Annotated in this window: 13 protein-coding genes; 3 read left to right on the plus strand and 10 right to left on the minus strand. The window is 68.1% G+C overall.

Translation table 11 applies throughout. From position 1 onward, the window contains the following. Window positions 1-82: 82 nt before the first annotated feature. The 6 genes from ACODSL_RS09375 to guaB are packed head-to-tail and all read right to left on the minus strand — an operon-like array spanning window position 83 to window position 6,531. Complete coding sequence (locus ACODSL_RS09375; protein WP_488900415.1) at window positions 83-1,447, minus strand: DUF6880 family protein; 1,365 nt, start codon at window positions 1,445-1,447, stop codon at window positions 83-85. Window positions 1,448-1,457: 10 nt separating this feature from the next. Next, window positions 1,458-3,014, minus strand: coding sequence for a glutamine-hydrolyzing GMP synthase (gene guaA, locus ACODSL_RS09380; protein ID WP_488900416.1), 1,557 nt, complete (start codon window positions 3,012-3,014; stop codon window positions 1,458-1,460). After that, window positions 3,011-3,361: a hypothetical protein gene (locus ACODSL_RS09385; RefSeq protein WP_488900417.1), complete on the minus strand. Its 351-nt coding sequence runs from the start codon at window positions 3,359-3,361 to the stop codon at window positions 3,011-3,013. The genes guaA and ACODSL_RS09385 overlap by 4 nt, the downstream gene beginning before the upstream one ends. After that, complete coding sequence (locus ACODSL_RS09390) at window positions 3,358-4,629, minus strand: RsmB/NOP family class I SAM-dependent RNA methyltransferase (RefSeq protein WP_488900418.1); 1,272 nt, start codon at window positions 4,627-4,629, stop codon at window positions 3,358-3,360. Before ACODSL_RS09390 ends, ACODSL_RS09385 begins: the two co-directional genes overlap by 4 nt. A 14-nt stretch (window positions 4,630-4,643) precedes the next feature. Next, complete coding sequence (locus ACODSL_RS09395; RefSeq protein WP_488900419.1) at window positions 4,644-5,039, minus strand: MAPEG family protein; 396 nt, start codon at window positions 5,037-5,039, stop codon at window positions 4,644-4,646. A gap of 28 nt (window positions 5,040-5,067) precedes the next feature. After that, window positions 5,068-6,531, minus strand: coding sequence for an IMP dehydrogenase (guaB, locus tag ACODSL_RS09400; RefSeq protein ID WP_488900420.1), 1,464 nt, complete (start codon window positions 6,529-6,531; stop codon window positions 5,068-5,070). A gap of 154 nt (window positions 6,532-6,685) precedes the next feature. Between guaB and ACODSL_RS09405 the strand changes: the two genes are divergently transcribed. Continuing rightward, entirely contained in the window at window positions 6,686-7,288 is a 603-nt protein-coding gene (locus ACODSL_RS09405; RefSeq protein ID WP_488900421.1) for a GNAT family N-acetyltransferase, read from the plus strand. 7 nt (window positions 7,289-7,295) lie between these two features. Here the strand turns inward: ACODSL_RS09405 and ACODSL_RS09410 are convergent, their stop codons facing one another. From ACODSL_RS09410 to ACODSL_RS09420, 3 genes are read right to left on the minus strand one after another with little or no spacing between them, the layout of a single operon-like run. Next, window positions 7,296-7,853 (minus strand): hypothetical protein, encoded by a 558-nt coding sequence (locus tag ACODSL_RS09410; RefSeq protein ID WP_488900422.1) that lies wholly within the window; start codon window positions 7,851-7,853, stop codon window positions 7,296-7,298. Between the two features lie 7 nt (window positions 7,854-7,860). Then, window positions 7,861-8,574, minus strand: a complete 714-nt coding sequence (locus ACODSL_RS09415) for an RlmE family RNA methyltransferase (protein WP_488900423.1) — start codon at window positions 8,572-8,574, stop codon at window positions 7,861-7,863. Next, window positions 8,571-9,683, minus strand: coding sequence for a Ppx/GppA phosphatase family protein (locus tag ACODSL_RS09420; protein WP_488900424.1), 1,113 nt, complete (start codon window positions 9,681-9,683; stop codon window positions 8,571-8,573). Before ACODSL_RS09420 ends, ACODSL_RS09415 begins: the two co-directional genes overlap by 4 nt. Window positions 9,684-9,844: 161 nt before the next feature. Here ACODSL_RS09420 and hspQ point away from each other — a divergent pair, with 161 nt between their 5' ends. Both hspQ and phhA read left to right on the plus strand, forming a co-directional pair. Next, entirely contained in the window at window positions 9,845-10,174 is a 330-nt protein-coding gene (hspQ, locus tag ACODSL_RS09425) for a heat shock protein HspQ (protein ID WP_488900425.1), read from the plus strand. 220 nt (window positions 10,175-10,394) lie between these two features. Beyond that, window positions 10,395-11,273, plus strand: coding sequence for a phenylalanine 4-monooxygenase (gene phhA / locus ACODSL_RS09430; protein WP_488900426.1), 879 nt, complete (start codon window positions 10,395-10,397; stop codon window positions 11,271-11,273). Window positions 11,274-11,325: 52 nt separating this feature from the next. On the opposite strand, the gene astB is transcribed toward phhA, so the two are convergent. Beyond that, on the minus strand, window positions 11,326-12,660 hold the full coding sequence (astB, locus tag ACODSL_RS09435) for an N-succinylarginine dihydrolase (protein ID WP_488900427.1): 1,335 nt from the start codon (window positions 12,658-12,660) through the stop codon (window positions 11,326-11,328). Window positions 12,661-12,719 lie beyond the last annotated feature (59 nt).

Raw genomic sequence — 12,719 nt, forward strand, 5'->3', positions numbered from 1 at the left:
GCCCTTGCCCTATATGGGCCAGTTGTGAGCGGCATAGAAATGGTTTCGGGGTACCGCCGATCGCTCAGGCCATGGCGACACGCTATCGCCGCCAGGGCCCCGACCGCCGGGCGGTGAGGCGCAATGCGAAGGCCTCATGGCTTTCCAGACCGTCGAGATCGCCAATGCGACGCGCCAGGGCTTCGGCCTCGTCGGCGAGCGGCTCGGCCTCGGCGCGGGTGCGAGGGTCCGCCCAAAGCGTCGCGATGGCGGCCCGCAGCAGGACCAGCGCGGCCTTCGGGTAGCGGGCGTCCAGACGTGAGGACCACTCGGCGAGATCACCTGCGTCGCCGGCGACCTCGTCGCGGCGAGCCAGAATCATCGCCGCAGCCTCCGGCAGCGCGGGCCAGTCCATCAGAAACGCCAGTCCGTCGCCGAACGCCGGATATCGCGCCGCGTGCTCGAAGGCCCGATCCAGAGCCTCCACATCATCAAAGTCCGGCAAGGCTTTGAGAAAGCGGCGAAGTTGCGCGGCCGACAGGGTCCGCTCAAACGTCGCCCAGCGCTCCTCGTGGGCGGCTTTCGTCTCGCCGGCCTGGTCCAGGGTCTCGATCCAGACCGCGTACCAGGGCTCGGCGCCGGGATCGGGGCGCTCGTCGAGGCCCCGGGCGCGGTTGCGCGGATCGGCGGCCTGAAGCGTGGCGAGCGCCTCGTCGATCCGGCCGGCCGTCAGCAGCCGACGGCCCACCGCGGCGGCGGTGCCCGGATCATGGCGCAAGGTCGTCGGCACCGTCTCGAGAAAGGCGTCCACGTCGCCGGCCGCGTCGGCCACGGCGCGGATCACCCGCGCCGACGGCTTCAGCGCGGGACGCGCGGCGATACGGTTGTTGAGCTCACCCAGCACGGCCGCTGCGAACGGCTGGCCGAAGGCCGCCAGCGCCGGCCCCAGTCGCTCGCCCCAGGCCGAGCTCCCGCCGAAGAGCATGTCGGCGACCTCGCCGGCCAGGGCGATGTCAGCCGGCGCGCGCGGCGCCAGCGATGCCATGTCCGCGGCTGCCGCAGCAAACACCTGGTCGAGCTCCCCCTTGGGATCCTTGACCCGCAAGGACAGACCATCGGCAAGATCGAGAAAGGTCCACAGCCGCCGCATGGCGATGCCGGCGTCCAGATCGGCCAGCTTGCCGGCGATCATCCGGCGCAGGACCGTCAGGTCGAGGATGAATTCGGGCCGCTTGCGCCAGGACACCTTGGCGCGGCTGCCGGCGATCATCGCCAGCCGCTTGTCGATCTCTTCCGCCAGCGCCGCCGCGCCGATCTCGCCGGAAAGCTCCATACGCAGCCGCCGCTTGAGCGCCGGCTGGCTGTCGCTGAGTTCGAGCAACAGCGCCGCCAGCGCCTCGGCCCCCAGGGCTTCAAGGTTGCTCGCCGTCAGCCGCTTGGCCGAGGCCGGGGGCTTCTTCGCCGTCATGCGGTCGGGATCATTCCCATTCAATGGTGCCCGGCGGCTTGCTGGTGACGTCGTAGACGACGCGGTTCACGCCGCGGACCTCGTTGATGATCCGGGTGGCGGTCCGGCCGAGGACCTCCCAGGGGAATTCGAAGAAGTCGGCCGTCATGCCGTCGGTCGAGGTGACCGCGCGCAGGGCCAGGACGTTCTCATAGGTGCGGGCGTCGCCCATGACGCCGACCGTCTTGACCGGCAGCAGTACGGCGAAGGCCTGCCAGATCCTGTCGTACAGCCCTGCCTTGCGGATCTCGTCGAGATAGATGGCGTCGGCCTGCTGCAGCACAGCGACCTTCTCGCGGGTGATCTCGCCGGGGATGCGGATGGCCAGGCCCGGCCCCGGGAAGGGGTGGCGGCCGACGAAGTCCGGATGCAGGCCCAGCTCGACGCCGAGCGCCCTCACCTCGTCCTTGAACAGCTCGCGCAGCGGCTCGACCAGCTTCAGCTTCATGTAGTCGGGCAGGCCGCCGACGTTGTGGTGGCTCTTGATGACGGCGCTGGGGCCGCCCCGCGCGCTGACGCTCTCGACAACGTCCGGGTAGAGGGTGCCCTGGGCGAGGAACTCGGCGCCCTCGATCTTGGCCGACTCTTCGTCGAACACGTCGATGAACAGCTTGCCGATGGTCTTGCGCTTGGTCTCGGGGTCGCTGACGCCTTCGAGCGCATCAAGGAAAAGATCAGACGCATCAACGTGGATCAGTGGGATGTTGTAGTGGTTCTTGAACAGCGAGACGACCTGCTCGCTCTCGCCCTTCCGCATCAGGCCGGTGTCGACATAGACGCAGGTCAGCTGGTCGCCGATGGCCTCGTGGATCAGCACCGCCGCCACAGAGCTGTCGACACCGCCGCTGAGACCGCAGATCACGCGGCCCTTGCCGACCTGCTCGCGGATGCGGGCGATCGACTCGGCCTTGAAGGCCGCCATGGTCCAGTCGCCGCGCAGGCCGGCGATGTTGAACAGGAAGTTGCGGTAGATCCTGGCGCCGTTGACCGTGTGGATGACCTCGGGGTGGAACTGCACGCCGTAGATTTTCCGGGCGTCCTCGGCGATGGCGGCAAAGGGCGCGCCGGTCGAGGTGGCGATGACCTCGAAGCCGGCCGGGATGGCGGTGACGCGGTCGCCGTGGCTCATCCAGACGGTTTCCAGACCGCCGACGCCGGCCAGGCCGTCGAACAGAGGGCTGGCCTTGCCGATGGCCAGTTCAGCGCGGCCGAATTCGCCGGCATGGCCGCCCTCGACCTTGCCGCCCAGCACGTCGCACAGCAGTTGCTCGCCGTAGCAGACGCAGAGCATCGGCACGCCGAGCTCGAACAGCTTGGTCCCGATGCGCGGGCTGTCGGCCTCCAGCACGCTGGCCGGACCGCCGGACAGGATGATCGCCGCCGGCTGGAAGGCGTCGACCAACGCCTCGACCTTGTCGAACGGATGGATCTCGCAATAGACGCCCGCCTCCCGCACCCGGCGGGCGATCAGCTGCGTCACCTGGCTGCCGAAATCGACGATCAGGACGGGCTGGTGGGCGGGCTTCATTGGCAGTCCTTGTCAGTGGGGCGCTGCTGTCCGAGCAGCTGAACTTCGGGGAGCGTGGCGACGATCTTTTCGTCGCGCGGTGTGCGCAGTCCGACCATGTCGCCCATCGGGCCGGTCTCGGCCTGGATCAGGATCACCCGCTGGCGGCCCGCGTCTTCACTGGACCAACAGGCGTACTGGGGGATCCGCAGGGTCATGGGCTTGACCTGACCCGGCGCGCCGCCGGTGGCGAAAGCGGCGTTGCCCGCCATGACATCGGCGTCGGTGGCGACGCGGCCGGTGATGAACCCGGTGGTCGGCAGGTCGGGCCAGACTGTCGCGGCTGCGAGCAGGATCAGGCCGATCATTTCACCTTCTCCAGCACCGCCACGAAGAAGCCGTCCGTCCCCGCGTTGAGGGGCGTGAGGCGCAGGAAGCCTTCGGGCGTGGCATGTTCCGCGACCGCCTCGAACGCGGCCGGGACGACAGCGAAGCCCGGCGTCCGCGCCAGGAAGGCGGCGATGCGGTCCTCGTTCTCCTCGGCGAAGATCGAGCAGGTCACGTAGATCAACCGGCCGCCCGGTTTCACATAGGCGCAGGCCTGATCGAGCACATGATCCTGCTCGGCCATGCGGCGTTCCAGCTGCTCCGGCGACAGGCGCCACTTGGAGTCCGGATGCCGCCGCCAGGTGCCCGCGCCGGTGCAGGGGGCGTCGACGAACACCAGGTCCATCTTCGCGTCCATGCCCTTGAGCGGCTCGGCCTCGACCGGCGAGCGGATCTGCAGGTTGCGTACGCCGGCGCGGGTGGCGCGGGGGATGATATCGGCCATCCGCCGGGCGTCGCTGTCGTGGGCGTAGAGCTGGCCGGTGTTGCCCATGGCTGCGGCCAGAGCGAGCGTCTTGCCCCCGCCCCCGGCGCAGAAGTCGAGCACCTGCTTGCCCTTGATGTCCCCGGCGCAGGCGGCGGCGATCTGGCTGCCAAGGTCCTGGACCTCGAACCAGCCCTTGCCGAACTGCGGGATGGTCTCGACCGAGCCGGCGCGGTCGGTGGCCGCCGGGGCAAGGATGCGGAAGGCGTCGGGCAGGACGCCGGCCACGATCGCGTGCAGCGGCTGCAGGGCCTTGGCCGCGCGCTCGGGATCAGTCTTCAGCCGATTGGCGCGCAGGTCGACAGGCGCCCGCTCGGCGAGCGCGGCCAGCTCAGCCCCCCTCGCCTCGCCGAACACGCGGCTGATGTGCGGCTCAAGCCAGTCGGGATAGTCGCCTGCCACCGGCGCGGTCGCCGGCGTCGTATTGGGCGTGGTCAGGGAAGCCGTTTCGGCCTCGGTCAGGCCGCCGATGCCGTGCTCGCTGTCGCCGGCCGCCTGGGCGACCCGGTCGAGGGGCCAGCCCCAGCCAAAGCGGACGGCGGCGAGTGCCGCCGCTCGCGCGGTGTCCTCGCCCATCGTCCAGCCCAGCGATCGCCGCTTGCGCAGCACGTCGAGGACCAGGCCCGAGACAAAGGCCCGGTCCTTCGAGCCCGCGTATCGCGCGGACTCGCCCCAGCCCTTGAGCGCCATGCGGGCAGGTTTGTGACGCGTCTCGATATCCTCGAGGACCTGGATCGCCGCCGCTAACCTGCCGCCGTCACGCAATCAAACACCCGCTATCAAGGAGCCAGGATGGCCCAGAAAATCATCAGAAGCCCGGCAGTGCTGCCGACCCACACCAGAGAGCGGATCTGCTTCACGCCGAACGCGTAGAGCGGCACGTACAGGACACGACCCGCCAGATAGATCAGCGCGCCGTTGTGCGTCAGGTCGCTGTTCTTGCCCGCGACATGGGCGATCAGGACGGCGGCGATGAACAGCGGCAGGGTCTCGAACAGATTGTATTGCGCCCGTTGCAACCGGCTGGCGATGGGCGACAGCGGCGGCATTTCCTCATCCCGCGCGCCGGTGTTCCACTTCAGGCCGTACTGGCCTGTGCGGGCCATGTCGAACGCTAGAATCTGGACGAAGGCCAGGACCAGGGTCCAGCCAAGGATGCAAAGCTCGAACGTCATACTCTAGTCCCCCCGTTTGATCCCGGCGTCAGATGGCGCTCGGGTAGTTGGGCGCTTCCCGCGTGATCATCACGTCATGGACGTGACTCTCGCGCAGGCCGGCGCCGGTGATGCGGATGAACTTCGCCCGCTTCTGGAACTCGAGGATGTCGGGCGCGCCGACATAGCCCATGGCCGCCCGCAATCCGCCGACCAGCTGGTGGATGACCGGAGCGATCGGACCCTTGAACGGCGTCTGCCCCTCGATCCCTTCCGGCACCAGCTTGAAGGTGTCGGTGACTTCCTTCTGGAAGTAGCGGTCGGCCGAGCCGCGAGCCATGGCCCCCAGCGAGCCCATGCCGCGATAGGATTTGTAGGATCTGCCCTGGTAGAGGAACACCTCGCCGGGCGCTTCCTCGGTGCCCGCGAACATCGAGCCCATCATGGCCACGCTGGCGCCGGCGGCGATGGCCTTGGCCAGGTCGCCCGAGTTCTTGATGCCGCCATCGGCGATAACCGGCACGTCGCTGTCGCGGGCGGCGCGGTAGGCTTCGGCGATGGCCGTCAGCTGCGGCACGCCGACGCCGGCGACGATGCGCGTGGTGCAGATCGAGCCCGGGCCGATGCCGACCTTCACCGCGTCGGCGCCGGCGTCGATCAGGGCGCGGGCGGCGTCGTAGGTAGCGATGTTGCCGGCGATGATCTGGACGCGGTTGGTCTCGCGCTTGAGGCGCTGGACGGCGTCAGCCACCTGCTTCGAGTGGCCGTGGGCGGTGTCGATAATGATCACATCCACGCCGGCCTCGACCAGCGCCAGAGAGCGCTCGAAGCCCGCGTCGCCGACCGTCGAGGCGGCGCCGACCCGCAGGCGGCCCTTCTCGTCCTTGGCGGCGTGCGGATGTTCAGTGGCCTTGTCGATGTCCTTGACAGTGATCAGGCCGACGGCCCGGCCGTCGTCATCGACGACGATCAGGCGTTCGATCTTGTTGGTCTTCAGCAAACTGAGCGCGTCGGCCGAGTCGATGCCTTCACGCACCGTGATCAGACCCACTCGGGTCATCAGTGACGAGGCCTTCAGCCGGTCGTCGGTCTCGAAGCGCATGTCGCGGTTGGTCAGGATGCCGACGAGCTTGCCGGTTCCCGGTTCAACCACCGGAAATCCCGAGATTTTCCGCCGCGCCTTGATCTCGCGGATCTCGGCCAGGGTGGTGTCGGGATTGATGGTCAGCGGGTTGATGACCATGCCGCTTTCATAGCGCTTCACTTCGCGCACCTGATCGGCCTGCTCGTCGACCGTCAGGTTGCGGTGGAGGATGCCCATGCCGCCGGCCTGGGCCAGGGCGATAGCCAGCCGGCTTTCGGTTACCGTGTCCATCGCGGCGGACACGAGCGGGATGTTCAGACTGATCTCACGCGTGAACCGGGACACGGTCGACACCTGGGTAGGCATCACTTCCGAGGGACCGGGTTCGAGCAAAACATCGTCGAAGGTGAGCCCTTCGCGAATCTCCATGGGAGTCTCCGTTTTGCGGGCGCGGTATCGTGGCAAAGGGGGTCGGTGTCAACGGTGACGAGGCCGCTGAAGGGCGGATTCGGCCTCTGACCAGGGGACGGAACGCCGAAACGGTCCTACGATCCTCAAGAGCAAGATTCTGGATCAGACCACGATGGAACTTCACCTGCGGATCGCGCAGCCGGTCGACGGCCCCGTCGAGCGCCACCCGGTGATGGACACCCTGACCCTCGCCTTCAGCACTGACGCGCCTGTCCGCTACATGTTCCCCACGGCCGGCGGCTATCTGCGCAACTTCCCGAGGCTTGCGACAGCCATGGCCGGCAGTGCGATTGCGGCCGGATCCGCCTGGATAGCGGACGAGGGCGCGGCCCTTTGGCTCGCCCCCGGCGCGGAGGCCGATCGGGACGCGATCATCACCCTCGTCGGCGAGACCGTGACCCCGGAGCGGCAGGCTGTTCTGGGCGCGCTCGGCGACCTGATGGGCGACTTCCACCCCAAGGAACCGCACTGGTACCTGTCGATGATCGGCGTCGATCCCTCGCGGCAAGGCCAGGGTTTGGGGTCGGCCCTGCTGAAAGCGGGCCTCGCTCGCTGCGACGCGGAGGGCCTGCCGGCCTACCTCGAGAGCTCCAGCCCGAAGAACGTTCCGCTCTACGAGCGCCACGGCTTCGAGGTCATCGGCCTGATCAAGCCGGGCGACCATCCGGGATTGATCCCGATGTATCGGGCGGCGAGGGGCCGACCAGCGGCCTGACACGCCGTCATCCCGGATTGAACGGATTCGACGGGATCAGGTCGAATTCGCCAGCCTCCAGGATGTCGAGCACGGTGTGGAGTCCTCGCAGAATCTCGCCGCCATCTCGCCGCGCGACCGCCGGCGCCAGCCGATCATTGAGAAATGCCTTTGCGAAGAAGCAGCCGGGCGGTCCCGGCACGGCGATGAAGGTCGGTATGCCGCCGTCTATGAGGCCGGCCACATAGCCGAGCATCGGAAGGCTCAACGACGCTCCACGCGCCCCGACGAGCAGGAGCTTGATCCCGGGCCGCTCGATGTAGCGGGCCGGAATGTCATCGTCATCCGCCATGATCAGGATGCCGCTGCGGTCGGGCCGCCATGCGTCGCCGAGCATCGGCAGCTGCAGCCAGCCGCAATCGAACGCGCGGCAGGGCGCCGGCCGATCCACATGGATCGCGCAGCCTGACAGGCAGTGCCGGCAAGTCACGCCCGACGACTTGGAAAACCCGTCCGTTTCGATCGGCAGAACCGTGCAACACACGGTGCAGTCTCCGCAGATCCGGTTGGCGACGAGGCCGGTCAAGCGCGCCCTACCCCTTGAAGCCCGTCGCCACCAGAAACACCTCGGAGCTGTCCGCCCGGCTGGCCTTCGGCTTCACGTGCTGGACCTTGTCGAAGTGCTTCTTCAGGTCGCGGATGATCTGGGCCGTTTCGCCGCCCTGGAAGGCCTTGGCGACAAAGCTGCCGCCGGGCTTTAGCACGTCGATGGCGAAGGCCGCCGCCAGTTCGATCAGGCCGACGATACGCAAGTGGTCGGTCTCGCGGTGGCCGACGGTATTGGGCGCCATGTCCGACAACACGATATCCGGGGGCCCGCCGAGCATTTCGATCAGCAGCGGCCCGGCCGCCGGATCGGTGAAGTCCATCTGGATCATCTCGGCCGGGGGCAGCGGATCCACGGGCAGCAGGTCGATGCCGACGATCTTCCCCGCCCCGCGCTTGATGGCCATCTGCACCCAGCCGCCGGGCGCGCATCCAAGGTCGACGATCCGGCAGCCCGGCTTGACCAGTTTGAAGCGGTCATCGATCTCGGTGAACTTGAAGGCTGCCCGGCTGCGATAGCCCATGGCGCGCGCCTCGGCCGAGAACGGGTCGTTGATCTGCCGCTCCAGCCACGCCTGGGACGAGGGCCGGCGGCCCTTGGCGGTCTTCAGGCGCGCGGGCTTGCCGCGGCCAACGCCGTCGTTGCCGCCCGTCGGCAGACGGACCATGCGGCGCTTGGGGGGAGGCTCTTCGTCACTCATGCGGAGGCTTGTACAGGTTTCCGCGCCGATCCGCCCCGCTTGCGTCGCCGACGGGGCTGTTCGTCGCTCATCAGGCTCATCAGCAGCCCCTCGCGCAGGCCCCGGTCGGCCACCCTCACCCGCTCACAGGGCCAAAGCTCTTGAACGGCCTGGAGGATCGCCGCCCCGGCCAGCACCAGATCAGAGCGGTCGGGGCCGATGCAGGGCTGCGCCGCCCGCTCGGCCGGGGTCCAGGCCAGCAAGCGGGCCGTGGTCGCCTCGCATTCCCCCTTCGTCATCCACAGACCATCGACAACGCTGCGATCGTAGCGGGGCAGATCCAGATGCAGGCCGGCAAGGCTGGTGATGGCGCCGGACGTGCCGACCAGATGCGCGCCGCCGGCGGCGAAGATGTCCCGGAACGAGTCCGCGTGCGGAAACGCGGCGATCCGCGTCTTGACCGCATCGACCATGGCCCGGAACCAGCCCTGGACGTCGTCGCCGGCCTCCGGAAAGCGTTCGGCGAGCGTGACAACGCCGATCGGCACCGACAGCCAGGCCTTGATCGGCAGCCGCCACGGCGCGAACTGACGTGGCCCGGCGTCGAGACCCTGCCCCTTCAGGTCGACCCATGAGAGCTCGGTCGAACCGCCGCCGACGTCCACCACCAGCGCGGCCGTCGCGGCGCGGTCGAGCAGGTTGACGCAGCCGGCGACCGACAGGTGCGCCTCCTCCTTCGGCGTGATGATCTGCAGCCGCAGGCCGGTCTCGCTGGCGACGCGCGCGATGAACTCCGGACCGTTCTCGGCCTGGCGGCAGGCCTGGGTGGCGATGGCCTTGATACGCACGCATTTGCGACGCCGGATCTTCTCGGCGCAGACGGTCAGGGCGGCGACCGCCCGGTCCATGGCCTCGTCGGACATACGGCCCGTTAGCGTCAGCCCCTCGCCCAGCCGGACAATGCGGGAATAGGCCTCGACGACGCGAAATCCCCCCGGGGTGGGCGTGGCGATCAACAGACGACAATTGTTCGTGCCAAGGTCCAGCGCGGCATAGGCCGGTGGTGGCCCGCCATGGGGCCTCTGGCGGTCCCCGCGGGGTCCGCCTTGCGCACGGGGCGCCTCCGACATGGCAGTTTACCTGTCTGCGCAGGCGTCCAGGAACGGGCGCCTCGTTTCGAGAGGGATTGTAGCGGCCCGTTTCGCGTAGCGGAAGGCATTGACTTGCCTAACGTCGACCGCCGTCTACGTTCATCTCTCAGTCAGGGGCGACGCGCTAGATTTCCGGGATCATGAACGCCAGACTTGCCAAATTCGCGATCGGCCAGGTGGTCAGGCACCGGATCTTTCCGTTCCGGGGCGTGATCTTCGATGTCGACCCGGAATTCGCCAACACCGACGAGTGGTGGGAATCGATCCCCGAGGACATTCGTCCCCGCAAGGATCAGCCGTTTTACCACCTGCTGGCCGAGAACAACGAGAACACCTACGTCGCCTATGTATCGGAGCAGAACCTGCTGCCGGACGATACGGGCGAACCGGTGGGCCACCCGCACGCGTCCCTCATCTTCGAGGGCTTTGAGGACGGCCACTACAACATGCGGCCGCGTATCGCGCACTAGCCTCGTCGTTGCGTCCTTCGAGACGCGGACCTGAGGGTCCGCTCCTCAGGATGACGAAGAGGGGTGGGTTGCGATTCTGTTCGTCATGGCGAGGAGCGCGGCATCAGCCGACACCAGGCTGGATCCCGGGCTCGAGCCGCGCAACATCCTTCCCCGAAACCAGCCAAACCGGGGCGCCTTCGAACGGACTTTTCGCAAGTTCCGCCCTAACCTCACCCTCATGATCGCAGATGGCTTTACGAGCGGTTCGCCCCCCGGCGCGGCGGCGGACTGGACGATCGACCAGGGGTGGGACGCCTACACCCCGGCGGAACACGCTATCTGGGACACGCTGTACGAGCGGCAGGCCGCGCTGTTGCCCGGCTATGCCTGCGATGAGTTCCTGCACGGGCTGGATGCGCTGGACCTGCACCGGGGCGGCATCCCCGACTTCCGCAAGATCAACGAGGACCTGCACCGCCTGACGGGCTGGACGGTGGTCGCGGTGCCAGGCCTCGTGCCGGACGATGTGTTTTTCGAGCATCTGGCCAATCGTCGCTTCCCCGCCGGTCAGTTCATCCGCCGTGAGGACCAGCTCGACTATCTGCAGGAGCCGGACATCTTCCATGATGTCTTCGGCCATGTGCCGATGCTCACCAATCCGATCTTCGCCGATTATATGCAGGCCTACGGCAAGGGCGGGCTGCGCGCCGCCGGTCGGGGGCAGCTGCACAACCTTGCGCGGCTGTACTGGTACACGGTCGAGTTCGGTCTTCTGGAGACGGCAAAGGGGCTGCGCATCTATGGCGCCGGCATTGTCTCCTCGCGGTCGGAGTCGATCTTCGCCCTGGAAGACCCCTCCCCCAACCGCATCGGCTTTGACCTCGAGCGATTGATGCGGACGCCCTACCGGATCGACGATTTCCAGCAGGTCTATTTCGTCATCCCCTCGCTGCAGGCCCTGCTCGACGCGACCCTGCAGGACTTCGCCCCGATCTATGAGCGGCTGGACGGTGCAGCGGACGTAGCGATCGACGCGGTGCTGGGCGGCGACAAGGTGTTCACGCGGGGCACGCAAAAGTATGCGCGGGGACATGTACCGCAGGTACGTGTCCCCTAACCCCGTGGCTGCCCGTTTGGGGGACACGTACCTTCGGTACATGTCCCCGGTTCTACCGCTGGAACCGATAGAAGCCGCCGCCCAGATCCAGAATGCCCGTCAGTTCGTCCAGCGCCCGGCGGCTCTCAACCAGTAGCTGGGGGTCGGCGAGGTCGGCAGGGCGCAGACGGTCGCGGTAGTGGCTGTTGGCCCAGACCGTGAGGCGATCATGCAGGGTCGCGTCAAACCGCTGGGCCGGATTGGTCGCCGCCAGTTCGGCGTCGGTGAGCGCCACGCGCAGCCGCAGGCAGGCCGGCCCGCCGCCGTTGCGCATGCTCTGGCGTACATCGACGTAACGCACCGCGCCGATCGGACCGTTGGAGGCCATGGCCCGATCGACCGCGTCCTTCGCGCGCGGCGTCTCGGCCGTTTCCATCGGCGCGATGAGGGTCAACCGGTCCTCGCCGGGCAGGCTCACCAGCATCGAATTGAACAGGTAGGACCGGATCGCGTCGCCAAGCGGCAGGTCCGCCTGCGCGATCTCGACGAACTGCGGCTCGAACTTCCTCGCAGCGGCGGCGCGGATGTCGGCCTGGACGGTCGCGACGTCCTCGAAGGCCGCCTCGTGATAGAACAGGCAGGTCTTCGCACCGACACAGACGACGTCGTTGTGGAACACCCCGGCCTCGATGGCCGTCCGGGCCTGGCGAGCGAAGACCGCACCGGACGCGCCGTGGCGGCGGGCGACGGCCTCGAACGCCTGCAGCGTCTGGCGCGCGGGGAAGCGGCCCTGCCAGCTCTCCCAAGCCTCGCGGCCCCAGACGAACAGGTTGATCCCGGCCTCACCGTGGTCGGCGCACAGCCGCACATGGTTGGCCGCGCCTTCGTCGGCGAAGTGCGGCGCGGCGGGCAGCGGATCGTGCACGGCGAACCGGGCCTCGTCCGGAAACAGCCGGCGCAGGGCGCGCGTGGTCTGCTCGCCCTCGAGGCTGCGGTGCAAATTGGTCAGCAGGTTGGCGGGGGTAAAGTGCACCCGGCCGTCGACCGCGTCGGCGCTTGGCGTCACCGTGGCGGCGTTGGCGGCCCACATCGGCGACGCCGAGCAGGCGGTGTTGAGCAGCTCCGGCGCCTGCTTCGCCGCCGTCTCGATGACGGCCGCGTCCGTGCCGGAAAAGCCGATGCGGCGCAGGAAGCCGACGTCGGGCCGCTCATGCGGCGGCAGCACGAACTGCGGCAGGCCGAGCTCGGCCATCAGCCGCATCTTGGAGAGCCCTTCCAGCACCGCCGAACGCGGATTGGACGGGTCGCCCTTGTTGATCTCGCTGGCCAGATTGCCGGGCGCGAGGCCGGCGAAGCTGTGGGTAGGGCCGACGAGGCCGTCGCAGTTGGCTTCGACGGCGTGGGTCATGTCGCGGATCCAGCTTGCGTGGTTCGAGACGCTCGGCTGGGGCCTCGCTCCTCACCATG

Source organism: Caulobacter sp. FG121 (genome assembly GCF_057809815.1).

What these genes read in the sequence shown, in the direction of transcription:
- ACODSL_RS09375 (WP_488900415.1), bottom strand. Translation starts at nt 1,447, where the DNA reads ATGACGGCGAAGAAGCCCCCGGCCTCGGCCAAGCGGCTGACGGCGAGC.
- guaA (WP_488900416.1), bottom strand. Translation starts at nt 3,014, where the DNA reads ATGAAGCCCGCCCACCAGCCCGTCCTGATCGTCGATTTCGGCAGCCAG.
- ACODSL_RS09385 (WP_488900417.1), bottom strand. Translation starts at nt 3,361, where the DNA reads ATGATCGGCCTGATCCTGCTCGCAGCCGCGACAGTCTGGCCCGACCTG.
- ACODSL_RS09395 (WP_488900419.1), bottom strand. Translation starts at nt 5,039, where the DNA reads ATGACGTTCGAGCTTTGCATCCTTGGCTGGACCCTGGTCCTGGCCTTC.
- guaB (WP_488900420.1), bottom strand. Translation starts at nt 6,531, where the DNA reads ATGGAGATTCGCGAAGGGCTCACCTTCGACGATGTTTTGCTCGAACCC.
- ACODSL_RS09405 (WP_488900421.1), top strand. Translation starts at nt 6,686, where the DNA reads ATGGAACTTCACCTGCGGATCGCGCAGCCGGTCGACGGCCCCGTCGAG.
- ACODSL_RS09415 (WP_488900423.1), bottom strand. Translation starts at nt 8,574, where the DNA reads ATGAGTGACGAAGAGCCTCCCCCCAAGCGCCGCATGGTCCGTCTGCCG.
- ACODSL_RS09420 (WP_488900424.1), bottom strand. Translation starts at nt 9,683, where the DNA reads ATGTCGGAGGCGCCCCGTGCGCAAGGCGGACCCCGCGGGGACCGCCAG.
- hspQ (WP_488900425.1), top strand. Translation starts at nt 9,845, where the DNA reads ATGAACGCCAGACTTGCCAAATTCGCGATCGGCCAGGTGGTCAGGCAC.
- phhA (WP_488900426.1), top strand. Translation starts at nt 10,395, where the DNA reads ATGATCGCAGATGGCTTTACGAGCGGTTCGCCCCCCGGCGCGGCGGCG.
- astB (WP_488900427.1), bottom strand. Translation starts at nt 12,660, where the DNA reads ATGACCCACGCCGTCGAAGCCAACTGCGACGGCCTCGTCGGCCCTACC.